This is a genomic window from Dietzia sp. Die43 (genome assembly GCF_024519835.1).
Classification (GTDB): Bacteria; Actinomycetota; Actinomycetes; order Mycobacteriales; family Mycobacteriaceae; genus Dietzia; species Dietzia kunjamensis.
Window position 1 is genome coordinate 28,118 of the sequence record NZ_JALJRF010000002.1, and the last position, 23,502, is coordinate 51,619.

At 71.7% G+C, this 23,502-nt stretch carries 20 protein-coding genes; 4 read left to right on the plus strand and 16 right to left on the minus strand.

The genetic code is table 11. From position 1 onward, the window contains the following. Positions 1-14: 14 nt before the first annotated feature. The 5 genes from gatB to gatC are packed head-to-tail and all read right to left on the minus strand — an operon-like array spanning position 15 to position 5,731. Positions 15-1,496, minus strand: a complete 1,482-nt coding sequence (gene gatB / locus NR111_RS01690) for an Asp-tRNA(Asn)/Glu-tRNA(Gln) amidotransferase subunit GatB (protein ID WP_256819637.1) — start codon at positions 1,494-1,496, stop codon at positions 15-17. A gap of 10 nt (positions 1,497-1,506) precedes the next feature. Then, a complete protein-coding gene (locus NR111_RS01695) occupies positions 1,507-2,541 on the minus strand; it encodes an ATP-dependent 6-phosphofructokinase (protein WP_182636289.1) in 1,035 nt (344 codons plus the stop codon). A gap of 57 nt (positions 2,542-2,598) precedes the next feature. Beyond that, complete coding sequence (locus NR111_RS01700) at positions 2,599-3,984, minus strand: DHA2 family efflux MFS transporter permease subunit (protein ID WP_256819643.1); 1,386 nt, start codon at positions 3,982-3,984, stop codon at positions 2,599-2,601. Then, a complete protein-coding gene (gene gatA / locus NR111_RS01705; RefSeq protein WP_256819644.1) occupies positions 3,981-5,435 on the minus strand; it encodes an Asp-tRNA(Asn)/Glu-tRNA(Gln) amidotransferase subunit GatA in 1,455 nt (484 codons plus the stop codon). The genes NR111_RS01700 and gatA overlap by 4 nt, the downstream gene beginning before the upstream one ends. Further along, complete coding sequence (gatC, locus tag NR111_RS01710) at positions 5,432-5,731, minus strand: Asp-tRNA(Asn)/Glu-tRNA(Gln) amidotransferase subunit GatC (RefSeq protein WP_067718272.1); 300 nt, start codon at positions 5,729-5,731, stop codon at positions 5,432-5,434. Before gatC ends, gatA begins: the two co-directional genes overlap by 4 nt. A gap of 77 nt (positions 5,732-5,808) precedes the next feature. On the opposite strand from gatC, the gene NR111_RS01715 reads away from it, so the two are divergent. Continuing rightward, on the plus strand, positions 5,809-6,465 hold the full coding sequence (locus NR111_RS01715; protein ID WP_096907214.1) for an amino acid-binding protein: 657 nt from the start codon (positions 5,809-5,811) through the stop codon (positions 6,463-6,465). Between the two features lie 48 nt (positions 6,466-6,513). Here NR111_RS01715 and NR111_RS01720 read toward each other — a convergent pair whose 3' ends face one another. After that, positions 6,514-6,888 (minus strand): hypothetical protein, encoded by a 375-nt coding sequence (locus tag NR111_RS01720; protein ID WP_256819649.1) that lies wholly within the window; start codon positions 6,886-6,888, stop codon positions 6,514-6,516. Further along, positions 6,885-9,083, minus strand: coding sequence for an NAD-dependent DNA ligase LigA (gene ligA / locus NR111_RS01725; RefSeq protein ID WP_256819652.1), 2,199 nt, complete (start codon positions 9,081-9,083; stop codon positions 6,885-6,887). The genes NR111_RS01720 and ligA overlap by 4 nt, the downstream gene beginning before the upstream one ends. Positions 9,084-9,142: 59 nt before the next feature. Between ligA and NR111_RS01730 the strand changes: the two genes are divergently transcribed. Then, positions 9,143-9,835, plus strand: a complete 693-nt coding sequence (locus NR111_RS01730; RefSeq protein ID WP_256819654.1) for an exonuclease domain-containing protein — start codon at positions 9,143-9,145, stop codon at positions 9,833-9,835. 31 nt (positions 9,836-9,866) lie between these two features. On the opposite strand, the gene NR111_RS01735 is transcribed toward NR111_RS01730, so the two are convergent. The 6 genes from NR111_RS01735 to NR111_RS01760 form a co-directional block, all read right to left on the minus strand. Then, positions 9,867-10,910: a cobalamin-independent methionine synthase gene (locus NR111_RS01735; protein WP_256819656.1), complete on the minus strand. Its 1,044-nt coding sequence runs from the start codon at positions 10,908-10,910 to the stop codon at positions 9,867-9,869. Between the two features lie 35 nt (positions 10,911-10,945). After that, positions 10,946-12,076 carry a tRNA 2-thiouridine(34) synthase MnmA gene (mnmA, locus tag NR111_RS01740; protein WP_256819657.1) on the minus strand — a complete coding sequence of 377 codons (1,131 nt, stop codon included), beginning with the start codon at positions 12,074-12,076 and terminating at the stop codon, positions 10,946-10,948. Beyond that, a complete protein-coding gene (locus NR111_RS01745) occupies positions 12,073-13,284 on the minus strand; it encodes a cysteine desulfurase family protein (protein ID WP_256819659.1) in 1,212 nt (403 codons plus the stop codon). The genes mnmA and NR111_RS01745 overlap by 4 nt, the downstream gene beginning before the upstream one ends. 94 nt (positions 13,285-13,378) lie before the next feature. After that, complete coding sequence (locus NR111_RS01750) at positions 13,379-14,329, minus strand: electron transfer flavoprotein subunit alpha/FixB family protein (protein ID WP_096905270.1); 951 nt, start codon at positions 14,327-14,329, stop codon at positions 13,379-13,381. 52 nt (positions 14,330-14,381) lie between these two features. Beyond that, a complete protein-coding gene (locus tag NR111_RS01755) occupies positions 14,382-15,167 on the minus strand; it encodes an electron transfer flavoprotein subunit beta/FixA family protein (RefSeq protein ID WP_256819662.1) in 786 nt (261 codons plus the stop codon). A gap of 141 nt (positions 15,168-15,308) precedes the next feature. Next, positions 15,309-16,940: an AMP-binding protein gene (locus NR111_RS01760; protein WP_256819664.1), complete on the minus strand. Its 1,632-nt coding sequence runs from the start codon at positions 16,938-16,940 to the stop codon at positions 15,309-15,311. Positions 16,941-17,192: 252 nt separating this feature from the next. Here NR111_RS01760 and NR111_RS01765 point away from each other — a divergent pair, with 252 nt between their 5' ends. Next, positions 17,193-18,515, plus strand: coding sequence for a PQQ-binding-like beta-propeller repeat protein (locus tag NR111_RS01765; RefSeq protein ID WP_256819666.1), 1,323 nt, complete (start codon positions 17,193-17,195; stop codon positions 18,513-18,515). Here the strand turns inward: NR111_RS01765 and NR111_RS01770 are convergent. Genes NR111_RS01770 through NR111_RS01780 form a run of 3 tightly spaced genes read right to left on the minus strand, consistent with a single transcriptional unit; the run spans position 18,500 to position 21,322 of the window. Further along, a complete protein-coding gene (locus tag NR111_RS01770; RefSeq protein ID WP_256819667.1) occupies positions 18,500-19,717 on the minus strand; it encodes a class I SAM-dependent methyltransferase in 1,218 nt (405 codons plus the stop codon). The two genes, NR111_RS01765 and NR111_RS01770, sit on opposite strands and share 16 nt — an antisense overlap. A 10-nt stretch (positions 19,718-19,727) precedes the next feature. After that, positions 19,728-20,474 (minus strand): NUDIX hydrolase, encoded by a 747-nt coding sequence (locus NR111_RS01775; RefSeq protein ID WP_256819668.1) that lies wholly within the window; start codon positions 20,472-20,474, stop codon positions 19,728-19,730. Next, on the minus strand, positions 20,471-21,322 hold the full coding sequence (locus NR111_RS01780; protein ID WP_256819669.1) for an ABC transporter ATP-binding protein: 852 nt from the start codon (positions 21,320-21,322) through the stop codon (positions 20,471-20,473). The genes NR111_RS01775 and NR111_RS01780 overlap by 4 nt, the downstream gene beginning before the upstream one ends. Positions 21,323-21,474: 152 nt before the next feature. On the opposite strand from NR111_RS01780, the gene NR111_RS01785 reads away from it, so the two are divergent. Continuing rightward, positions 21,475-23,493: a maltotransferase domain-containing protein gene (locus NR111_RS01785; RefSeq protein WP_256819671.1), complete on the plus strand. Its 2,019-nt coding sequence runs from the start codon at positions 21,475-21,477 to the stop codon at positions 23,491-23,493. Positions 23,494-23,502: the final 9 nt, after the last annotated feature.

Sequence of the window (23,502 nt, forward strand, 5' to 3'; positions counted from 1 at the left end):
CTACCGTGCGAGTTTCAGTTGCACGCCGCGATGACCAGCTCTTTCACGCGCGCCGGGTCGGCCTGACCGCGGGTCGCCTTCATGACGGCACCGACGATCGCTCCGGCGGCCTGGACCTTGCCCGAACGGATCTTCTCCGCGATGTCGGGCTGCGCGGCCAGGGCGTCGTCGACGGCCTTCTGCAGCGCCGAGTCGTCTCGCACCACCTCGAGGCCCTTGTCGGCGACGATCTGGTCCGGCTCGCCCTCGCCGTCGAGGACGGCGTCGACGACCTGGCGGCCGAGCTTGTTGGTGAGCTTGCCCTCGGCGACCAACTCGATCACGCGCGCCAGCTGCACCGGCGAGATCTCGAGTTCGGTGAGCGCGACGCCACGCTTGTTGGACTGCTGGGTCAGGTACGACACCCACCACGAGCGGGCCTCGGCGGCCGGTGCGCCCGCGTCCACCGTGGCGAGGATCAGGTCGAGGGCCCCGGCGTTGACGAGGTCGCGCATCTCCTCGTCCGAGACGCCCCAGTCCGCCTGGACCCGTGCGCGGCGCACCCACGGCAGCTCCGGCAGTGTCGCGCGGATCTCCTCAATGAGCTCCTCGGTCGGCTCGACGGGCGCGAGATCCGGCTCCGGGAAGTAGCGGTAGTCCTCCGCCGATTCCTTCGGCCGGCCCGAGGTGGTGGTGCCGTCCGACTCGTGGAAGTGCCGCGTCTCGAGCACGACCTCGTCACCCGCGGTGAGCACGTCCGCCTGGCGGCACATCTCGTGGCGCACCGCGATCTCGACGCTGCGGAGGGAGTTGACGTTCTTGGTCTCGGTGCGGGTACCGAACTCGGTGGCGCCCTTCGGCATCAACGAGACGTTCGCATCGCAGCGCATCGAGCCCTGGTCCATCCGGACGTCGGACACGTCGAGGCTCCGGAGCAGATCACGCAGCGTCGTGACGTAGGCGCGCGCGATCTCGGGCGCCCGCTCCCCTGCACCGACGATCGGCTTGGAGACGATCTCGATGAGCGGTACACCCGCCCGGTTGAAGTCGAGCAGCGAATGGGTGGCGCCGTGGATGCGGCCGGTGGCGGATCCGACGTGGGTGGACTTGCCGGTGTCCTCCTCCATGTGCGCGCGCTCCACCTCGACGCGCCACGTGCTGCCGTCCTCGAGCTGCACGTCGAGGAAGCCGTCATGGGCGATCGGCTCGTCGTACTGCGAGATCTGGTAGTTCTTCGGCTGGTCCGGGTAGAAGTAGTTCTTCCGCGCGAACCTGCTGTACGGCGCGATCGAGCAGTTCAGCGCCAGACCGATCTTGATGGCCCACTCCACCGCCTGGCGGTTGGCCACCGGCAACGCGCCCGGCAGACCGATGCACACCGGACACACCTGGGTGTTGGGATCCGCCCCGAACGCGGTGGGACACCCGCAGAACATCTTGGTGTTGGTGTGCAGCTCTACGTGCACCTCCATGCCCATGACGGGATCGAAACGTGACACGACCTCGGTGAACTCCATGCGGAACAATCTAGCCGAAGAGGCATGCGGCCTCGCGGTAGCGGTCCTCCGGGACGGTCTTGAGCACGGCGACCGCGTCCTCTACCGGCACCATCTCGATCGACTCCCCGCGGAGCGCGACGATCTGACCGAAATCCCCCCGGTGCGCGGCGTGCGCCGCGTGCACCCCGAAACGGGTCGCGAGCACGCGGTCGTACGCGGTCGGCGTACCGCCGCGCTGGATGTGGCCGAGCACGGTCGTCCGGACGTCGCGGTTCATCCGCTCCTTGATCGCCGCGGCCATCTGGTCGGCCACCCCGGTGAACACCTCGTGGCCGAACTGGTCGTTGCCTCCCTCGCGCAACGTCATGCCGGAACCCTCGACCGGCGTGGCCCCCTCGGCGACCACGCAGATCCCGTACGCCTCCCCCATCTGGAACCGGCGCTTCATCACCTTGCACACGTAGTCGATGTCGAACGGGACCTCGGGGATCACGATCATGTGTGCACCGGACGCCAGGCCCGCGTGCAGTGCGATCCACCCGGCGTGCCTGCCCATCACCTCGACGAGCATGACCCGCTCGTGCGACTCCGCCGTCGTGTGCAGCCGGTCGATGGCATCGGAGGCGATCGAGACGGCGGTGTCGAAGCCGAAGGTGTAATCGGTGCCGCCGACGTCGTTGTCGATGGTCTTGGGCACCCCCACCACGGGGATGCCGTTCTCGGTCAGCCAGCGGGCCGCCTTGAGCGTGCCGTCTCCGCCGATCGCGACGAGCGCGTCGATCGCGTGCCGCTCGAGGGTCTGGCGGATGACCGGCAGGCTCGCAGTGAGGATGTCGGGGTTCAGTCGGCCGGTTCCGAGGATCGTGCCACCGCGGAGCAGGATGCGATCGATGCCCTCGTCGTCGAACAGCGGCACGGCACGGTCGTTCACCAGCCCGGACCACCCGTCCTGGAAGCCCAGGACCGGGGAGTCGTACTCCGAGTTGGCGGTGCGGACCAAAGCGCGGATGACCGCGTTGAGTCCCGGACAGTCGCCGCCGGCGGTCAGTACACCTATACGCACGTCGAGCTCCTCTCGGTTACCCCGCAGTCTAGGTCCGCCCGCCCCGCATCGCGGCGGTCACCGCCCCGGGCTCACCGACTGTTCACCGGTACGGAACGCCATGGTGGCCAGACCTCCCAGCAGGACGACAACAGCGGGGAGGAACATCGCGTCGGCCACCGCCTGGCCGATGTCACCGTGGGCCACGAACCGGGCCTGTACCACCGCGCCGATCGCGGCGGACCCCAGCACCGCCCCGACCTGGCGGGTGGTGTTGTAGACACCGGATCCCGCGCCCGCCGACGCCAACTCGAGGCGTCGCATCGCGGTCGACGACGTCGGCGCCCACACACACCCGTTGGCCACCCCCATGAGGGCGATCGGACCGAGCAGGACGGGGATCGAGGTCTGGGCGTCCATCACCAGCGCGAGCCAGAACAGGGAGACCGCATACGAGAAGTAGCCGATGCCCGTGAAGATCCGCGGATCGAGACGATCCGCCCAGCGTCCGACCAACGGCGCCAGAACACCCGCGATCAGGGCCATGGGCAGCAACATCATCCCCGCGCGGGTCGGGCTGAGTTCCTTGACCCCCTGGAGGTAGAACATCAGCGGCACCATCGTGCCGGCGGTGACGAAGCCGATCGTCGAGACGCCGAACGTGCCGATCGAGAAGTTGCGGTCCCGGAACAGTCGTAGAGGCACGAGCGGTTCGGTGCGGACGCGGGACTGCCACCACATGAACACGGCGAGACCCACCACGCCCGCCGCGATGAACCCGGCGGTGGTCCCGCCCCATCCGTGTTCCTCGCCCTGCTGGATCCCGAACACCAGCAGGAACATTCCCACGGCGGACAGGACGATCCCGGCTACGTCATACGAGCGCGACCTCGTCTCCAGCACAGGGACCCAGAGCCATACCAACACCACCGCGAGGACACCGAACGGGATGTTGACGAAGAAGATCCACCGCCAGTCGAACGCGTCGATGAGCACCCCGCCGAAGACCGGGCCCACCACGGAGGCGATACCCGCGACCGCACCCCACGCACCCATGGCCGCGCCGCGTCGCGCGGGTGCGAACACGCGCGTGATGACACTGAGCGACTGCGGGGTGAGCAGTGCCGCGCCGAAGCCCTGGAACACCCGCGCCACGATGAGGGTCTCGATGTCGGGCGCCAACCCGCACCACAGGGAGGCGCCGGTGAACAGCACCAGGCCCGCGATCGACACCCGTCGCGGCCCGATCTGGTCCCCCAGCCGACCGGTGAACAGCAACGGCACCACGTAGGCGAGCAGATACGCGCTGGTCACCCAGATGACCTGGTTGGTCGTGGCGCCGAGCTGGGTGACGAACGCGTCGGTGGCCACCGCCACGATCGTCTGGTCCACCAGGATCATGAAGAACCCGATGACGAGTGCCGCGAGCGCCTTCCATGCGTCCCTCTCGGGGACGGTCGTCACGCTATCGCGCCTCTCGCGGCCTCGTAGGCGGCCCCGACCCGGTAGAGACGGTCGTCGGCGAGTGCCGGTGCCATGATCTGCAGACCGGCGGGCAGGCCCTCCACCAGACCGGACGGCACGGACATCCCGCAGTGACCGGCCAGGTTCAGCGGCAGGGTGCACAGGTCGAACTGGTACATCGCGACCGGGTCCTCGACCTTGTCCCCGAGCGGGAACGCGGTCGTCGGCGTGGTCGGCGAGATCAGCACGTCGACCTTCTCGTAGGCCGCGTCGAAGTCGCGCGCGATCAGCGTGCGTACCTTCTGGGCCTGACCGTAGAACGCGTCGTAGTAGCCGGCCGACAGCGCGTAGGTGCCGAGCATGATGCGGCGCTTGACCTCGGGGCCGAAGCCCGCCTCGCGGCTGGCGGCCATGACCTGGTCGGCCGACCCGTCACCGGTCCGCAGGCCGTAGCGCATGGCGTCGAAGCGTGCCAGGTTGCTGGAGACCTCGGACGGGAGGATGAGGTAGTAGGCGGGCAGCGCGTAGCGGAAGTTGGGGCACGAGACCTCGACGATCTCGGCACCCAGGTCGCGGAGGGTGTCCACCGCGCCGCGGAACGACTCCTCGACACCGGGCTGGTAGCCCTCGCCGGAGAACTCCGTGACCACGCCCACCCGCAGGCCCGTCAGGTCACCCTTCGCGCCCTCACGGGCGGCGGCGACGACGTCCGGGACCGCCACGTCGAGGCTCGTCGAGTCGCGCGGGTCGTGCCCCGCGATGACCTGGTGCAGCAGCGCGGTGTCCTCGACTGTGCGGCCGCAGGGCCCGCCCTGGTCGAGCGATGACGCGCAGGCGACGAGACCGTAGCGCGAGACCGTCCCGTAGGTGGGCTTGACGCCGACCGTCGCGGTGAGCGCGGCGGGCTGGCGGATCGACCCGCCGGTGTCGGTACCGATGGCGATCGGCGCCTGGTGCGAGGCCAGCGCCGCGGCCGAGCCACCGCCGGAACCGCCGGGGGTGCGGCTCGGGTCCCAGGGGTTACGGGTCGGTCCGTAGGCCGAGTTCTCGGTCGAGGACCCCATGGCGAACTCGTCCATGTTGGTCTTGCCGAGGATCGGGATCCCCGCCTCGCGCAGTCGTGCGGTGACCGTGGCGTCGTATGGCGAACGGTAACCCTCGAGGATCCGTGAGCCACAGGTGGTGGGTGCGTCGGTGGTGGTGAACACGTCCTTGAGGGCGATGGGGACGCCCGCCAGCGGTCCGAGCTCCTCGCCGGCCGCCAGTCGGGTGTCGACGTCCCGGGCCGCCCGGAGGGCCTCGTCCGCGCCCACGTGGAGGAACGCGTTGATCTCGCCGTCGACCTCGTCGATACGGTCCAGGTGCGCACGGGTGACCTCCTCCGAGGACACCTCCCGCGCGGCGATCCGCCCGGCCAGCTCGGCGGCGGTGGCGGTGGTGAGCTCGGTCATGCGTCCTCCCCCAGGATCTGCGGAACCTCGAAGCGCTGTTCGTCGGCCGCCGGGGCCTGGTCGAGTGCCTGCTCCGGGGTGAGGCCGGGCGTGACCACGTCGTCGCGGTAGACGTTGGTGATCGCGGTGGGGTGGCTCATCGCGGGCACGTCCTCCGCGGCGACCTCGGACACCGCCTGCACGTGGTCGAGGATGTCGGTGAGCTGCTGTGCGAACGAGTCCAGCTCGGAGTCGCTCAGTTCCAGGCGGGAGAGCCTGGCCAGATGCGCGACGTCCCCGCGTGAGATCGAGGTCACGTGCCTGCCCCTTTCCGTGACGTGGTCGGTACCGGCCCAGCCTAGTCAGCCCGAATGCGTGCGGCACAATGGGCGTCATGTCTTATCTGCTCCGTGTCATGTTGCCCGACCGACCGGGCAGTCTCGGCTCCCTCGCGGTGGCGCTGGGGACCGTGGACGCGGACATCATCAGCCTCGACGTGGTGGACCGGTTCGACGGGGTCGCCGTCGACGACATCGTCGTGGAGGTCCCGCACGGCACCTTCCCGGACGCCCTCATCACCGCCGCCGAGCGCCTGGACGGCGTGATGGTGGACTCCCTGCGGCCGTTCGGCGGGATCCTCGACGCCCATCGGGAACTCGAGCTCATCGACGCCGTCGCCGGGGCGGGTGCCGGGGCCTCCCAACTGCTCGCCGACGAGCTCCCTGCCGCGCTGCGCGTCGGCTGGGCGCTGGTCGTGGAGGTGACCGCGGACGCACGGTGCCGTCTGATCGCGCGGGGCGAGTCCGCACCGATGTGGGAGGGCGGCGAGGTCTCCGTACTGTGCGGCCTGGAGCGGGTGACCGCACTGGATGACGACGACGACGGCGTGCCGGCGGAGTGGACGGCCATGGACACCTCGCTCGCGGCCGCGCCGTTGAACTCGGGGCACATTCTCGTGGTGGGCCGACCGGGCGGTCCCTCGTTCAGGCCGTCCGAGGTCGCTCGGCTGGGGTACCTCACGGGGATCCTGCGCTCCCTCGACGCCGGCTGACCGGGCGGGCCCGCCGCTCCCTCGACGCCGGTCCGGCACGGATGTCGGTCAGCGGCGGGGTCCGCGTCGCCACGACCACACCGCGACCGCCGCGAAGAGCAGCGCTGTGACCGGCAGGGCCCATGCCAGGTCCGTCATGAGGACGATCTGACGGAACTGTTCGTTCGACAGGAACTGCGCGACTTCGTTACAGGAGTAGAGGCAGGAGACCGGGTTCGACATCGGGCCGACCCAGAGCCACACCAGTCCGGCGAACGCTCCGGTCGATGCCCCCGCCACGGCGGAGGCCGACACCGAGAGGAGGCGCCCGGGACCCTCGCCCCGCAGACCACGGAGGGAGACACCGACCGCGAGCGCGAGACCGACGCCCGCTCCGAGGAACAGCGGCCAGGGGAACTGGGCGAGGGGCGTCACCGGGGTCACGGGTCGGTCTGCTCCGGTTCCGTGTCCACCTCCGGGTCCAGGTCCCCTTCCCCCGCCCCGGCCGGACCGTTGTCCATCAGGTCGACGAAGCCCGCCTCGTCGAGGATCGTCAGGCCCAGTTCCTCGGCCTTGGCCGCCTTCGATCCCGGGTTGTCGCCCACCACCACGTAGTCGGTCTTTTTGGAGACCGACCCGGAGGCCTTGCCGCCGCGGGCGATGATCGCCTCCTTGATGCCGTCGCGCGTGAAACCCTCGAGTGAGCCGGTCGCCACGATCGTCAGGCCCTCGAGCGTCCGCGGGATCGATTCGTCACGCTCGTCGGCCATCGAGACGCCGGCGGCGGTCCACCGGTCGACGATCTCGCGGTGCCAGTCGACGTCGAACCACTCGACCACCGAGGCCGCGATGGTCGACCCGACCCCGTCCGTCTCCGCCAGTTTCTCCTCGGACGCGGCGCGGATGGCCTCCATGGTCCCGAACCGGGTCGCCAGGGCGCGCGCGGCCGTGGGGCCCACGTGTCGGATCGACAGCGCGACCAGTACCCGCCAGAGCGGTCGGTCCCGGGCGGTGGCGAGGTTGGCCAGCAGCTTGCGACCGTTCTCGGTGAGCACGGTGCGTTCGGGTTCGGCCCCCGCCTCGATCTGCTTGCGGGTGGCCTTGTCGACGCGGGTGTAGAGGTCTGTCCTGAGCAGGTCGGACTCGGTGAGGTCGAACAGTCCGGCCTCGTTGACGAGCACCCCGCTGGTCAGTAGATCCGAGGCGCCCTCGTACCCGAGCGCCTCGATGTCCAGGGCGTTGCGCGAGGCCAGATAGAACAGCCGCTCCCGCAGCTGGGCGGGACAGGAACGCTGGTTGGGGCAGCGCCAGTCGGCGTCGCCCTCCTTCGCCGGGGCCAGGACCGTATCGCACTCCGGACAACGTTCGGGGAAGACGAACTCGCGCTCGGTGCCGTCGCGCCGCTCGACCACCGGGCCGAGGACCTCGGGGATCACGTCACCGGCCTTGCGGATCACCACCGTGTCGCCGATCAACACGCCCTTGCGGATCACCTCGGTCTGGTTGTGGAGGGTGGCCAACGAGACCGTCGAGCCGGCGACCGTGACCGGCTGCATGTGGGCGAAGGGGGTGACCCGCCCGGTGCGCCCGACGGAGACCCGGATGTCCAGGAGTTCCGTCATGACCTCCTCCGGTGGGTACTTGTAGGCGATCGCCCACCGCGGCGCCCGGGAGGTCTGGCCGAGTCGGCGTTGGACCGCGCGGTCGTCGATCTTCACCACGAGCCCGTCGATCTCGTGTTCGGGGTCGCTGCGGTGCTCACCCCAGAACCTCATCCGCTCGACCACCTCCTCCACCCCGGTGGCGGGCGCGGTGTGCGGTGAGACGGGCAGGCCCCACTCGGCGAGGGCGAGGTAGACGTCGTGGAGGCTCTCGAAGGTCGCGCCCTCGACCGCGCCGAGACCGTGGCAGTACATGCCGAGTCGGCGTTGGGCGGTGATGGCCGGGTTCTTCTGGCGCAGTGACCCGGCCGCACTGTTGCGCGGGTTGGCGAACGGTGCCTTGCCCTCGGCCACGAGACGGGCGTTGAGCTCGGCGAAGTCCTCGAGCCGGAAGAACACCTCGCCCCGCACCTCGATGAGCGAGGGCAGCGGGCGGTCGTCCGACGGGGTGAGCGTGACCGGGATGTCGTCGATGGTCCGCGCGTTGAGGGTCACGTCCTCCCCCGTTCGCCCGTCACCCCGGGTGGCGGCGCTGACCAGCTTCCCGTCCCGGTAGACCAGGTCCAGGGCCACGCCGTCGATCTTGACCTCGCACAGGAACGGCAGCCGGTCCTCCGGCACGCCCGCCTGCTCGACGGCGGAGGCGACCCAGTCACGCAGCTCCTCCTCGGAGAACACGTTGTCCAGGCTGGTCATCCGCTCGAGGTGCTCGACCGGGGCGAAATCCGTCGAGAAGCCACCGCCGACAAGTTGGGTCGGCGAATCGGCGCTCCGCAGCCCCGGGTGCTTCAGCTCGAGCGCCTGTAACTCGTCGAAGAGCCGATCGAACTCGGCGTCGGAGACGATGGGCGCGTCCTTGACGTAGTAGCGGAACTGGTGATCGCGGACCGTCTCCGCGAGCTCGGTCCACTCCTGCCGCACCTCGGGCGGGATGTCCCCCGTACCGACGGGCTGACTGGTGTCATCGGGAAGGCTCACGAGGACAGGGTAATGCCGGGCGGGGCCTCGATGTCGGAGCGCTGCCCTACGGTGAGCCCATGACAACCCACACACAGCCGCTCGCCATCGACCGGAACCGACTGCTCGCGTTCGACCTCGAGACCACCGGCCCGGACCCCCGGACCGCCCACGTCGTCTCCTCCGCCCTCATCGCGATAGACGGGCGGCACAAGAAGGAACGGAACTGGCTCGCGGATCCCGGGATAGAGATTCCCGAGGGGGCGACGGCGGTCCACGGCATCACCACGGCCCATGCCCGCGAGAACGGCCGTCCCCACGCCGAGGTCATCGCCGAGACGGTGGCGGCCATCCGCCGCGGATGGGGCGAGGGACGCACACTGGTGGTGTTCAACGCCTGTTACGACCTGACGATCCTGCGCCGGTGGGACCCGTCGTTCGAGATCCTCGGCCCCGTGATCGACCCGTACGTCGTGGACCGTGCGGTGGATCCCTACCGGAAGGGCAAGCGGACGCTCGAGGCCCTGTGCGGTCTACACGGGGTACGACTGGACAGCGCCCACGAGGCCGCGGCGGATGCGCTCGCCGCCGCTCGGCTGGCGTGGAAGATGCTCGGCTGTCAGCCGGAACTATCCGGTCAGGACTGGCGGGAGGTCAATGCGCGCCAGGCGAGCTGGCACGAGACGCGCCAGCGGGATTTCGTCGCGTACCTGGAGCGGTCCGGAAAGGACTCGTCCGACGTCAACACCCTCTGGCCGATGGCGGTGCTGTAGCGCCGCGTTGTCTGTTACTCCGCGTCGTCTGTTACTCCGCCACCCGCAGGGTGGTCTCGGCCACCAGACGGGCGCCCCGGAGGGCGACCGCGGCACGGTCCTCACCGGTCGAGGTCTCCTCGGCGGTGGGCGTGAGGATGACGCGGTCCAGGGTGGAGTACCTGGGCGCGCTCAGTCGGTCGAGCAGAGCCAGCAGTCCCACTGCGGTGTCCTCGGCCTCCGCCACGGTGCGTGGCGGCGGGCCGCCGCCGGGTAGACCCTCCAGGTGGAGGATCCCGCCGTTACCGAGGACCGTCCCGGCGGCATCCAGCGCGGCATGCGACCGGGCTGTGTGCAACGGCGCGGTCGCCAGGCACACCCCGTCGAGAGGCGTCTCACCCCGCGGGGGGTCGCTGACGACCTCCCAGACCGGAGGTGCCCCAGGGTCGGAGGTAACCGGGAGCCGGATCAGGACCTCTGCGGCCCCGGCGTCGCGGAGCGCATCGGCGAACCGGCAGAGCGACAGGGCGAGTTGATCAGGGGGAACGACCGCGATCGGGTCGAGACGGCTCGGCGAGCGGACCGTCCCGGCGGCGACATGCCAGAGCAGGGGCTCGTCCACCAGGACCCGTGCGCCCGCCCGTACCCGGCCCGCCAGCCGCACGGCTCGCGCACCCGCGCCCTCCGCCAGTGAGGCGGCCAGGTCTCGCCGGGCACCGCGATCGCTGAGCACGGGGAATCCGCCGGGCAGTTCCACCCCGGCCGCGAGAGACCACGGGCCCACCACACGGACCTGCAGGCGGCGGGAGTCGATGGCGGGGTCCCCCTCGGGATCCCGGGCCCGCTCGTCGGCCTCCTCGAGGGCGTCGGCGTCCCGGTCGAGGAAGTCGGCAGCCCGACGGGCGAGGCGCCCCGGGGAGTCGGCGAGTCGCCATCCGCGCGGGGAGGCGTCGGCCGGCAGGTCGGCGAGCATCGCCAGCGTGCGGCCGATCTGGTCGGCCCCGGGGCCGCGATCCGGCAGCTCGGGCAGGAACGGCAGCGCGTGGCATTCCCCCATGATCACCCGCGCCGATTCCCGTGGGTCGGTACCGGGCATGGGGCCGGGCCCGGTGCTGGACGGTCCCACCGGCGTCACTCGGTTCCCGCGGCCGGACGGGACGCGGAAATCGTGCCGCTTCCCAGAACGCGGTCGCCACCCGGCTCGGGCCGGTACAACACGGCGGCCTGCCCGGGGGCGACGCCGCGAATCGGCTCGTCGAGCGTGATCTCGAGCCGGGCATCCGGTCCGTCGCCGAGGCGTCGGACGTGGCCCGGGGTCGCCTCGCCGTGGGCGCGGATCTGCACCAGGCAGTCGGTCTCGCGGATGTCGTCGTCGACGAGCCAGTAAGGCGAGGACGCGGTCATGCCGGACGAGAGGAGGTGGTCCGCGCCACCGACGGTGACGGTGCCACTGTCGGCGTCGATCGCGGTGACGTAGCGGGGGCGGCCGTCCGCCGCGGGGCCGCTGACCCCGAGGCCCTTGCGCTGGCCGATGGTGAACCCGTGGATTCCCTCGTGGCGGCCGAGCTCGTCGCCGGTGTCGGCGTCGACGACAGCGCCGGGGCGCATGCCGATACGCGCCCCGAGGAAGGCGCGGGTGTCGCCCGACGGGATGAAGCAGATGTCATGGCTGTCGGGCTTGGAGGCGACGGGCATCCCGCCGGCCTCTGCCTCGGCGCGGACCTGCGACTTGAGTGAATCCCCGAGGGGGAACATCGAGTGAGCGAGCTGCTCCGGGGTGAGCACTCCGAGGACGTACGACTGGTCCTTGGCGTCGTCCACGGCGCGGCGCAGGACCGGCCGCCGGGTGCCGTCGGGCAGTTCCTCGGACGACAACCGCGCGTAGTGGCCGGTGGCGACCGCGTCGAAGCCGAGCGCCATGCCCCGGTCGAGGAGGGCCTCGAACTTGATGCGTTCGTTGCACCGGAGGCACGGGTTGGGGGTCTCACCCCGGGCGTAGGACTCGACGAAGTCGTCGATCACGTCGGCACGGAAGCGCTCGGCGAAGTCCCACACGTAGAACGGGATGCCCAGCAGGTCGGCGACCCGGCGGGCGTCCCCCGCGTCCTCCCGCGAGCAGCACCCGCGCGATCCCGTTCGCAGGGTCGCCGGATCCGCACTGAGTGCGAGGTGGACGCCCACGACATCGTGTCCGGCGGCGACGGCTCGGGCAGCGGCGACGGCGGAGTCCACTCCCCCGCTCATGGCGGCGAGGACCCTCATGATGCGGCCATCCCGGTGCGGGCCATCCCGGTGCGGGCGAGCCCGAGGCCGGCGACGCGGGCGCGTTCGGCCGCGGGCCCGATGGCCGCGACGGCGGCGTCGACGTCGTCCTCGGTGGTGGTGTACCCCAGGCTCAGGCGCAGACTGCTGCGGGCAGCGGCCTCGTCGGCACCCAGGGCCAGCAGGACGTGACTCGGCTCGGCCACCCCGGCGGTGCAGGCCGAGCCCGTGGAGCATTCGATCCCGGCGGCGTCGAGCAGCAGGATGAGCGACTCGCCGGAACAGCCGGGGAAGGTGAGGTTGGCGATGCCGGGCAGGCGCTCCCCGCCCCCGTTGGCGATCGCACCGGGGACCTCGGCGAGCACCCCGGCGACGAGCCGATCGCGCAACCGGCTCAGACGCAGGGCCTCGGACTCCATCTCACGGACCGCTTCCTCGAGCGCGGCCGCCATGGCGACGACCCCGGGCACGTCCACGGATCCGGACCGCAGGTCCCGCTCCTGGCCACCCCCGTACCCGATCGGTACGCACTCGGCACCACGGTCGAGGAGCAACGCTCCGACACCGAGCGGTCCACCGAACTTGTGTGCGGAGAGACTGAGGGAGGTCACGCCCAGGGCGGAGAAGTCGACCGGGACGTGGCCGACGGCCTGGACGGCATCGGTGTGGACGGCCGCGCCCACCGCGCGGGCCGGGCCGGCCGCGGCCGCGACATCCGTGAGGGTGCCGATTTCGTTGTTGCCGAGCATCACCGCCACGAGCGCCAGTCGCGGGCCGAGCTCGTCGGCGAGGTCGCGGACCGTTGCCGGGGTGACGGCGCCGCGGGGGTCCACGGGCAACACCCGGACGACCCTCCGGCCGCCCCGGTCGGTCGCCAGGTGGGCGGCGGCGTCGAGGACGGAGTGGTGCTCGGTCGCCCCCACGGCCACCACGTCGCCTGCCGAGGCGCCCACCTGCCCGAGGACGGCGAGATTGTCGGACTCCGTCCCGCCGGAGGTGAACAGCACCTCGGACGGCCGGCAGCCGAGATGGTGCGCGAGGGACTCGCGGGCCTCCTCGACGCGGCGGCGGGCGCGGCGTCCGGAGCCGTGGAGCGAGGACGCGTTGCCGACCGAGGAGGACGCCTCGGCGTAGGCGGCGACGGCCGCCGCGCGCATCGGGGTGGTCGCGGCGTGGTCCAGATAGTGCACGGAGCGGGTGGTGGGCATATCGCTGGCAAGGATACGCCCGAACGCGCCGGACCCCGGCACCGCAGGGGTGCCGGGGTCCGGGTGACGCTGGTGGACGCGGTGCGCGTCCTGCTCACTTACGGGCGTTGATGGCCTCGGTGAGCTGCGGGGCGACGTTGAACAGGTCGCCGACGATGCCGTAGTCCGCGATCTCGAAGATCGGGGCCTCCTCGTCCTTGTTGACGGCGACGATGGTCTTCGACGTCTGCATGCCGGCGCGGTGCTGGATGGCGCCCGAGATACCGAGGGCGATGTACAGCTGCGGCGACACGGTCTTACCGGTCTGACCGACCTGGAACTGGCCCGGGTAGTAACCCGAGTCCACGGCGGCGCGCGACGCGCCGACGGCGGCCTTGAGCGAGTCGGCGAGCGGCTCGACGACCTTCTCGAAGTTGTCCGCGGAGCCGACGCCGCGGCCACCGGAGACGACGACGGTCGCCTCGGTGAGCTCGGGGCGGTCGCCACCGACGATCGGGTTGCGCGAGATGACCTTGGCGGCGTTCTCGGGCTCGGGGACCTGCACCTCGACGACCTCACCGGCGCCGGCGGCCGGGGCGGCCTCGACGGAGCCCGGACGCAGCGTGTAGATCGGGGTCTCGCCGGAGACGGTCGCCTCGACGGTGAAGGCGCCACCGAAGATCGAGTGGACGGCCGAACCGTCGGACTTGATCTCCACGACGTCACACAGGGTGCCGGAGCCGGTGCGGGCCGCGAGACGACCCGCGACCTCCTTGCCCTCGAACGTGGCGGCCAGGACGATCGCGGCCGCACCCTGCTCGGCGAGGCCGGCCAGGACGTCGACCTTGGGGGTGACGAGGTAGTTCTGGACCGCGTCACCCTCGGCGACGTAGATCTTCTCCGCGCCGGCCTCCTTGAGGGCATCGGTGAGCGCGGCGGCGGTGCCGGTCTCACCGAAGACGACCGCGGAGGGCTCTCCGAGGGCACGAGCGGCGGTCAGCAGCTCGAGGGACACCTTCTTGAGTTCGCCGTCGACGTGCTCGACCGCGACGAGGACTTCAGCCATGGTGGATTCTCCTTGAAAAAGACTGGGATGAGTCGGTCGGGGTGAGTTCGCGTCAGATGAGCTTCTGCGACACGAGGTACTTGGCGACGTCGTTGCCGCCCTCGCCCTCGTCGGTGACCTTCTCGCCGGCGGCGCGCGGCGGCTTGGGGCTCGCGGAGGTGACGCTGGACGCGGCGTTGTCCTTGCCCACCTGGGCGGCCTCGACGCCGGCGTCGGCCAGCGTGAGGGACTCGACCGGCTTCTTCTTGGCGGCCATGATGCCCTTGAAGGACGGGAACCGCGGCTCGTTGATCTTCTCGCCGACGGAGACGACGCACGGCAGGGTGGCCTCGACCTCGAAGATGCCCTCGTCGGTCTCACGCTCGCCCTTGGCGACGCCGTCGGCGATCTCCAGGGTGCGCATGTGCGTCAGCTGCGGGAGGCCGAGGTACTCGGCGAGGATGGCCGGGACGGCACCCATGCGGCCGTCGGTGGCCTCGTTACCGGTGATGACCAGCTCGGTGCCCTCGATGGTGCCCAGCACGTTGGCCAGGGCCCACGAGGTCTGGACGACGTCGGAACCGTGCAGGGCCTCGTCGTTGAGGTGGACGGCCTTGTCGGCGCCCATGGACAGGGCCTTGCGGATGGCCTCGGTGGCGCGGTCCGGACCGGCGCACAGGACGGTCACCTCGCCGCCGTGGGCCTCCTTGATCTGGAGCGCCTGCTCGACGGCCTTCTCGTTGATCTCGTCCAGGACCGCGTCCGCGGCCTCGCGGTCCAGGGTGTAGTCCCCGTCCGTGAGCTTGCGCTCGGAATAGGTGTCGGGAACCTGCTTGATCAGTACGACGATGTTCGTCATGGGCCTGCGTCGACCTCCTGCGAGTCGGGGCGGGGTGCGCCCCCGTCTAGACCGGGCGCACCGGATTGTGGTCCTGCCAGACACAATAACGCGGCCGCGGCCGCGGTGACGGGGCCGGGGCGGTCGGCGGCTCCGGGTTCGTCAGTTGATGCGCTTGTCCCAGCCTGACCAGGCGGCGTCGCGCAGTTCGTTCTTGCGGACCTTTCCGGTCGACGTCCGGGGCAGGGCCTCGGTCAACTCCACCGCACCGGGCACCTTGTATCGCGCGATCCTGGTCCGGCAGTGCTCGATCACCGCGGCCTCGTCGAGCGTGGAGCCCGGCCGGACCACGACGTAGGCCTTGGGACGCTCGCCCCACTTCTCGTCGGGCATGGACACGACCGCGCAGTCGACCACGTCGGGGTGGGACACGACCGCCTGCTCGACCTCGATGGTGGAGATGTTCTCGCCGCCGGAGACCACGACGTCCTTCGCGCGGTCCAGCAGTTGCACGTATCCGTCCGGGTGCATGACGCCCAGGTCGCCGGAGTGGAACCACCCGCCGGCGAACGCGGTGGCCGTGGCCTCGGGGTCGCCGAAGTACCCCTTCATCACCCCGTTGCCGGTCATGACGACCTCGCCCATGGTCACGCCGTCGGCGGGGACGTCGACCAGCCGGGTCTCCCCCGGTGAGGTGCGCTCGACCACACGCACGGTGTCGGCGTGGATCATGGCGACGCCCTGGCGCGACTTGAGCCCGGCCCGCTCGTCCGGATCGAGGTCGGCCCATCCGGGCTGCGGGGTGCACACCGTGAACGGGCCGTAGGTCTCGGTCAGTCCGTACACCTGGGTGACGTCGATGCCGAGGTCCTCGAAGCGGCGCAGGATGGTCGGCGAGGGCGGCGCCCCGGCGGTGACCATGCGGATCCCGTCGATCGGCCGGGCGGCCGGGTCGTCGGCGATGGTGGACAACACGGCGGGTGCACCGGCCAGGCGGTTGACCCCCTCGTCGTCGAACAGTCTCCAGATCTCGTCCCCGCGGACGGCGCGCAGACACACGTGGGTCCCCCTCGCACCGGTCAGCGCCCAGGTCGTGCACCACCCGTTGCAGTGGAACATGGGCAGTGTCCAGAGGTACTTCGAGTCGGCGTCCAGGCCCTGGGTGACGATCTCGCCGAGGGAGTTGAGGTAGGCGCCCCGGTGCGTGTACATGACGCCCTTGGGTCGGCCGGTGGTGCCGGAGGTGTAGTTGACCGCGATGACGGAGTCCTCGTCAGCGACCGTCCACGAGACCGGCTGCGGGGAGGCGGACGCCAGGGCGTCCTCGAGGGCCTCGGCACGCGGGCCGAACCGGGCCGGGTCGGGTTGCGTGCCGTCGGCGTCCGGGGTGACCAGGACGAGACGCAACGCGTCGGGGACCTCGTCGCCCAGTCCCGCGAGGAGTTCCGCGTCGGCGATGAGGACGGCGATCCCGGCGTGCTCGACGATGTAGGCGATCTCCGCCGGGGCGAGGCGGGTGTTGAGGGCGACCACGGCGCCGCCCGCGAGGGGGACGCCGAACTGCGCGAGCAGCGCCTCGGCCGAGTTCGGCGCCAGGACGCCCACCCGGTCACCGCGCGCCACGCCACGCATCTTCAGCAGGGAGGCCAGCCGGGTGGCCCGGTCGGCGAACTCGGCGTAGGTCTGACGGCGCGGGCCGTCGACGACCGCGGTGGCGTCGGGTGAGACGCGCGCGGCCTTCTCGAGGAAGCTCAGCGGGGTGAGCGCGGTGTCGAGTCCGGAGTTCGCTGTCATCGGGGTGTGGCCGCCTTCCGTGGGCACGGGTGATGCCCGTCACGGTAGCCGCGGAGTGCACTCCGCGATCCGTGATTCCCCCGCCCCGCACCCCTGCCCGTCGGTCCCCGCGTCCGCCACGTCGGAGCGCCGGTCGGGTGGGCGGCGGGCGGCGGACTACTCTCTCGTGTGACTGTCTCGACTCGACGGGGGGGACCTGTGGCACCGGCACCGACACCGACACCGGCACTGACACCGCGCACCGCGCGGGCTTTGGTCGCCGTCGCGCTGGCGGCGGGGGTGGCCGCCGGCTGCGCCTCGGATACGGAGAGCGGCGGCGCCCGCCTGGGCCAGGCCGCGAGCTGGTCCTCGCTCGCGGGTGGCCCGCCGAACTCCGGACGCGCACACTCCCCGGTCTCGGACGCCCCCGGACTGCTGTGGTCGCGCGCCCTCGGTGCGCCCGCGGTCGGCGTGGCCTCCTCGGACGGCATCGGCACGTCGTTCCAGGCCACGATCTCCGACCGCGGGTGCAATCTCTTCGCACTGACCGCCGACGACGGCCGCAAGCGGTGGTGTCTGCGCCTGCCGACCGACGGGCCGCGGATCACCGCGACAGTCGACGGGCGCGGGTCGCTGTTCGTGCCCCTCTACGGCGGGGTCGGCGCCCTGACGGCCGAGGGCGAGAACCGCTGGACCGCCGCGACCCGGGGCGTGCCCACCACCGTGACGTTGCTGGACGGACGCCACCTGCTGCTCGTGTCGCACCTGGGGGCGGCACGGGTGATCAACGCCCACACCGGTCTGGACGTCACGCCCGAACTGCGGATCGCCGGCGACATCTCCACGGACGACCCGGCGTACGGGATCCCGTGGTGCGCGACCGGCGAGCGGGGCTGTCCGGTCCCCGCCCCCGCGGCCGTGGACACGGACACGGCCACCGCCTACCTCACCGCGTGGACGCCGGGCGCCGACGATCCGGAGTTGGTGGCGGTGCGACTGGTCGCCGGTGAGTTCTCCGCCCTCGACGTGCTGTGGCGTGCACCCCTGCCCGACGGGCGCCTGGGGACGCCGGTGGTGCTGTCGAACGACCGGGACGAGGTCTACGTCCACGCGGCCGACGGCGGTCTCGCCGCGTACTCGACGTCCGACGGCGCGGCCCTGTGGACCGCCCCCGTCGGGTACCGGCCGGACACGCCGCCCGCCCTGTTGCCCGACGGCACCGTGGTCAGCGGCGGTCGCACGACGACCGTGTGGAGGGGACCCGACGACGACCACGACGACGACGCGGGCCCGGCGCCGGTGGTGGCCGTTCGCGGGCAGGACGGAACCGGCCGGGTGGTCTGGCGCCGGGACGACCTGCGCCAGCTCACCAACCCCGCCGCGACGCCGGACGGGCGGGTGCTGGTGGCCGTGCGCTCGGACGGATCCGACGACGAGCCCGGCATCGCGGTCCACCTGCTCGACGGCGCCGACGGCGCCACCCTCCACCGGATCGAGGTGCCCGCCGCGACGGGCCCGGTCTCGGGACTCAGCGTCGACGCGGACGGCCGGATCGCGCTGACGACCGCGGTGGGCGCCCTCTACGTGTTCGAGTGAGCAGTGCGCGGCCCGCACACGAACACCACGGCGGAGCTGCCGATCCGGGTCACCACCAGCGCGAGTGGCCGTGACCCGCTGAGCGAGAGCGAGCGTCGCAGCACGTCCGGGTCGGTGTCGACGCCGCGGACGAGGATCTCCAACGACCCGCAGTCTCGCTGGCGCAGCACGCGGCGCAGCTGCTTGCGGTCGAGCCTGCACTTCTCGAGCACCTCGAACCCGGTGTAGCCGTCCGGGATCCGCGGGCCGGTCAGGTGGGCGATCCTCGGGTCGAGCTGACGGAGCCCGTGGCGGCGGGCCCAGTGCCGTACGAGTCCGGCGCGGACGACCGCCCCGTCGGGGTCCACGATGAACCGCTCGGCCTCCTCGTGGGCGTCGACCTCGTCGTCGTCGCCGTCGGTCACCTCCTCCACGTGGACCGCGACCCCGTCCGCGACGAGGCGCGGTGGTCCCCACGGCCCGGCCGCGTCGGCGGCGGTCGTGCGCACCACGGTCGCACGGCGGCGCACACCCGCGGACAGGCCCGGCGACCACAGGCACGCCTCCCGCACCGAGCCGTCGAGGGACACCAGTTCGACCTCCCCGGAGTGGTCGAGCACCGAGGTGTCGAGGCCCGGGGCGCACTTGATGACGTGATCGCGGTCGGCGGCGACGGCGAGCAGGTCGGGCAGCGGCGGGCTGAGCCGCACCGGGTCGTGGACCCGACGGCCCCCGGACCGGCGGGCGGGGTCCGCCACCAGGACGGCGTCGCGGCTGGGCGGGGCGAGCGCGTCGGCCACGCACACGAGTGCGTCGGGGACGTTGTGGGCCGCCATCCGCGCGCGGACCGGATCCAGATCCGAGCCGATCACCCGGTCGGCCGTCCGGACGAGTTCGGCGAGCTCGGCGCCGACGGAACAGGTGACGTCGTGGACGTCCCGTCCTGCCAGGCGCCCGGCCCGCAGGGCCGCGACGGGCCACGCGGTGGCCTGCTGGACGGCCTCGTCGGTGAGCAGCATCGCCCCGGCGCCCCGGATCCCACCCCTCGCGCGCGCCCGGGCGGTGACGACGTCGATCGCCGCCGCCGCATGCACGGGATCCGCGCGCCGGACAGCCGCTGTCGAGGCCACGAGGTCCGCGCGGGACCACGCCAGGCCGGCGGCCATGTCGAGCAGGTCACGTCCGGCGGCGGTGCGCAGGAACTCCAGGTCCTCGGGGGTCACCGACGCAACGTTAGTTCCCGCCCGGAGCGATGGCCCGCGGGGTGGCCAGGACCTCGTCGACATCGGCGGCGGCGGCCAGATCGGACAGCACGTCGAGGGTCGGGCGCAGCATGCCGAGCCGGCCGAGGGTCCCCGCCTGCGCGGCGTCGTCGGCGCGGATCCACTCGGTCGCGCGCGCCTCGGTCGTGCCGCCGTCCGGTTCGACACCGTCGGGCAGGGCCGCCACGAAGAACAGGGTGTCGTACCGGCGCGGGGGTCCGACCGGGGTGGTCCAGCGGTCCCATGGGCGCAGCAGGTGCGCGGACAGCACCAGGCCGTGCGCGGCGAGCAGCGAATCCAGGTCGCCCTCCCCCGCGTCGAGTGCGCGCCGCTCGTCGGGGCCCGGCGGGTCGGCCGGTGCGGCGGCCCCCGGCCCGGTCGCCGGCTCGGCGAGCAGCACCCCGGTCTCCTCGAACAGTTCCCGCGCCACCCCGCGGACGGCCGCAGCGGCGCGGTCCGCGTCGATCCCGAACCGCCCGGCCCACCACTCCGGCTCGGGCCCGCGCCAGGGGCGGGTGCCGTGGTAGTCCCGCGGTTCGACGCCTCCGCCGGGGAACACCGACATCCCGGCGGCGAACTGCATGGTCGCCACCCGGTGCTGCAGGAAGACCTCCACTCCCCCGCCGACCCGCGCGTCGCGGACCAGGGCGACCGTGGCGGCCTCGCGGACCGGCACGGACTCCGGCGCGAACGCCGCGGGAGCCTCACGTGCCGTCATGCCCGTGGTGCCCGCCGGTGCCGGCCCGGGCGGCGCGCCCGGCGCGCGAAGTAGCGTCCGTCGATCGCGTCCACGACGATCGACTGGGAGAAGGCCCTGCTGAGATTGTCGGAGGTGATCACCTCGTCGATCAGCCCCATCGCGGTGACCTCGCCCTCCGCCAGGAGCATGGCGTGGGTGAACCCCGGGGGGATCTCCTCCACGTGGTGGGTGACCAGGACCGTGGCGGGGGCGTCCGGATCCATCGCCATGTCCCCGAGGCGGGCGACCAGGTCCTCCCGGCCGCCCAGGTCCAGCCCCGCCCCCGGCTCGTCGAGGAGCAGCAGTTCGGGATCGGTCATCATGGCGCGGGCGATGAGCACGCGCTTGCGCTCCCCCTCGGAGAGGGTGCCCCAGGTTCGCTCGGCCAGGTGCTCCGCCCCGATCGACTCGAGGGTGTCCGCGGCGCGCTCGAAATCCTCCGGGTCGTACTTCTCCCGCCAGCGGCCGAGCACGGCGTATCCGGCGGAGATGACCAGGTCCTGCACCACCTCGTCGCCGGGGATGCGGCCGGCGACCGCGACCGACGACAGGCCGACACGGCTGCGCAGCTCGGTCACCTCCGTCCGGCCCAGCTGCTCCCCGAGGATGACGGCCGTCCCCGTGCTCGGGTACTCCAGGGCCGAGGCGATCCGCAGCAACGAGGTCTTGCCCGCGCCGTTGGGGCCGAGCACCACCCACCTCTCGTCCAGTTCCACCTGCCAGGACAGGGGCCCCACGAGGGATGTGCCGTCCCGCCGGAGCGAGACGTCGCGGAGGTCGAGGACGAGGTCGGGGTCGATGTCGATCAGGGTGCTCACGACGCCCATCTAACCGGTAATCGGGAGGACGGGTGGCGAAGAACACGGCCGTGCAGGTGAACGCCGACTCGGGCACCCCTGAAGGATCGGCCCGACTTCGCTAGCGTCGTGGAGGCGTGCGCCGCCCACCGCGGCGCCCACCCGCCGAGAGGAGCACCGACGTGAACGACCGTCTGGCCATCGATGAGGTCCGCCCCCTCGTCTCCTGCGGGAGGTTCCCGTCCAAGTCCGTGGTCGGGGAGATCCTGCCCGTCTCCGCGATCGTCTGGCGCGAGGGCCACGACGCCCTGTCCGCCAGCCTGGTCGTCCGCCGACCCGGCGGCGCGTCCTCCCGCACCACTATGGTGCCCGGCACCGAGCCGGACACCGTCCACGCGCTGCTGCCCACGGATGTGGCGGGGATGTGGTCGTTCCGGGTGGAGGCGTGGTCCGACCCGTTCGCCACGTGGCGCAGCGGCATCGTCAAGAAGATGGCCGCGGGCCTGGACTCGGGCGAGCTGGGCAACGAGTTCGAGGTGGGCGCCCTCGTGCTCGACACCGCGATCGCCCGGGCGACGGTCGCCGGCGCCGCCGCCCGGGTCGACCTGCTGACCGGGGCCGCCGCCGCGCTGCGCGGCCCGGGCGACGCGGCCACCCGGACGGCCCCGGCGCTGTCGGACGAGGTCGCGGCCGCGCTGGCCGACGATCCCGTGCGCGAACTGGTGACCGTCGGTCAGACCCACCGCGTGTGGGTGGACCGTCGCGAGGCGCAGTTCAGTTCCTGGTACGAGTTCTTCCCCCGTTCCACCGGAGGGTGGGACGACGAGGGCCGTCCCGTCCACGGGACGTTCACCACCTCGCGCTCCTACGTCGATCACGCGGCCGACCTCGGGTTCGACGTCGTGTACCTGCCGCCGATCCACCCCATCGGCGAGATCAACCGCAAGGGCCGCAACAACACCCTGACCCCCGGGCCCGACGACGTCGGGTCACCGTGGGCCATCGGCTCCGCCGAGGGCGGACACGACGCGGTCCACCCCGACCTCGGCACCGTCGACGACTTCCGGGACCTGGTGACCTACGCCGGGGAGCGCGGCGTCGAGGTCGCACTGGACCTGGCCCTGCAGTGCGCGCCCGACCACCCCTGGGCCGCCGAACACCCCGAGTGGTTCACCGTGCTGCCCGACGGGCACATCGCCTACGCCGAGAACCCGCCCAAGAAGTACCAGGACATCTACCCGGTCAACTTCGACACCGACCCCGAGGGCATCTACGCCGAGGTGCTGCGTGTCGTCCGGCTGTGGACGTCCCTCGGGGTACGGATCTTCCGGGTGGACAACCCGCACACCAAGCCGGCCGACTTCTGGAACCGCCTCATCAGCGAGGTGAAGCGGACCGAGCCGGACGTGCTGTTCCTGGCGGAGGCCTTCACCCGGCCGGCCCGGCTGTTCGGACTGGCCAAGCGCGGGTTCTCGCAGTCCTACACCTACTTCACGTGGAAGACCACGAAGGCCGAGTTGATGGAGTTCTGCGAGCAGCTGCTGGCCCACGTCGACGAGGCCCGCCCCAACATGTTCACCAACACCCCGGACATCCTCCACGAGTCGCTCCAACGTGGCGGCCCGGCGATGTTCGCGATCCGGGCGGTGCTCGCCGCGACGCTCTCGCCCGCGTGGGGCGTGTACTCCGGCTACGAGCTCTACGAATGGCAGCCCGTCGCCGACGGCAGCGAGGAGTACCTCGACTCGGAGAAGTACGAGCTGCGGCCCCGTGACTTCGCCGCCGCGGAGGCCGCCGGGCAGTCGCTCGCCCCGTGGCTGCGCACCCTCAACCGGGTCCGCCGCGAGCACCCCGCCCTGCAGCAGCTGCGCACCCTGACATTCCACGACGTGGACAACGACCAGATCATCGCCTACTCCAAGGTCGACCCGGCCACCGGGGACTGCGTTCTCACGGTGGTCTCCCTGGACTCCCTCGGCGTCCAGGAGGGCACCCTCCACCTCGACATGGCGGCCCTGGGGTACGACGCCGACGCCCGGTTCAGCGTCCGCGACGAGGTGACGGGCTCCGAGTTCCACTGGGGGTCGAGCAACTACGTCCGGCTCGAGCCGTGGACCGCCGTCGCACACATCATCGCGATCCCGCCCTGCGACGAAGCACGTAGGGTCGAACTGTCCTACCGCACGCACACCGTGGATTGAGGCGAACGG

What these genes read in the sequence shown, in the direction of transcription:
- gatB (WP_256819637.1), bottom strand. Translation starts at nt 1,496, where the DNA reads ATGGAGTTCACCGAGGTCGTGTCACGTTTCGATCCCGTCATGGGCATG.
- gatA (WP_256819644.1), bottom strand. Translation starts at nt 5,435, where the DNA reads ATGACCGAGCTCACCACCGCCACCGCCGCCGAGCTGGCCGGGCGGATC.
- NR111_RS01715 (WP_096907214.1), top strand. Translation starts at nt 5,809, where the DNA reads ATGTCTTATCTGCTCCGTGTCATGTTGCCCGACCGACCGGGCAGTCTC.
- NR111_RS01730 (WP_256819654.1), top strand. Translation starts at nt 9,143, where the DNA reads ATGACAACCCACACACAGCCGCTCGCCATCGACCGGAACCGACTGCTC.
- NR111_RS01735 (WP_256819656.1), bottom strand. Translation starts at nt 10,910, where the DNA reads ATGCCCGGTACCGACCCACGGGAATCGGCGCGGGTGATCATGGGGGAA.
- mnmA (WP_256819657.1), bottom strand. Translation starts at nt 12,076, where the DNA reads ATGAGGGTCCTCGCCGCCATGAGCGGGGGAGTGGACTCCGCCGTCGCC.
- NR111_RS01745 (WP_256819659.1), bottom strand. Translation starts at nt 13,284, where the DNA reads ATGCCCACCACCCGCTCCGTGCACTATCTGGACCACGCCGCGACCACC.
- NR111_RS01750 (WP_096905270.1), bottom strand. Translation starts at nt 14,329, where the DNA reads ATGGCTGAAGTCCTCGTCGCGGTCGAGCACGTCGACGGCGAACTCAAG.
- NR111_RS01755 (WP_256819662.1), bottom strand. Translation starts at nt 15,167, where the DNA reads ATGACGAACATCGTCGTACTGATCAAGCAGGTTCCCGACACCTATTCC.
- NR111_RS01760 (WP_256819664.1), bottom strand. Translation starts at nt 16,940, where the DNA reads ATGACAGCGAACTCCGGACTCGACACCGCGCTCACCCCGCTGAGCTTC.
- NR111_RS01775 (WP_256819668.1), bottom strand. Translation starts at nt 20,474, where the DNA reads ATGACGGCACGTGAGGCTCCCGCGGCGTTCGCGCCGGAGTCCGTGCCG.
- NR111_RS01780 (WP_256819669.1), bottom strand. Translation starts at nt 21,322, where the DNA reads ATGGGCGTCGTGAGCACCCTGATCGACATCGACCCCGACCTCGTCCTC.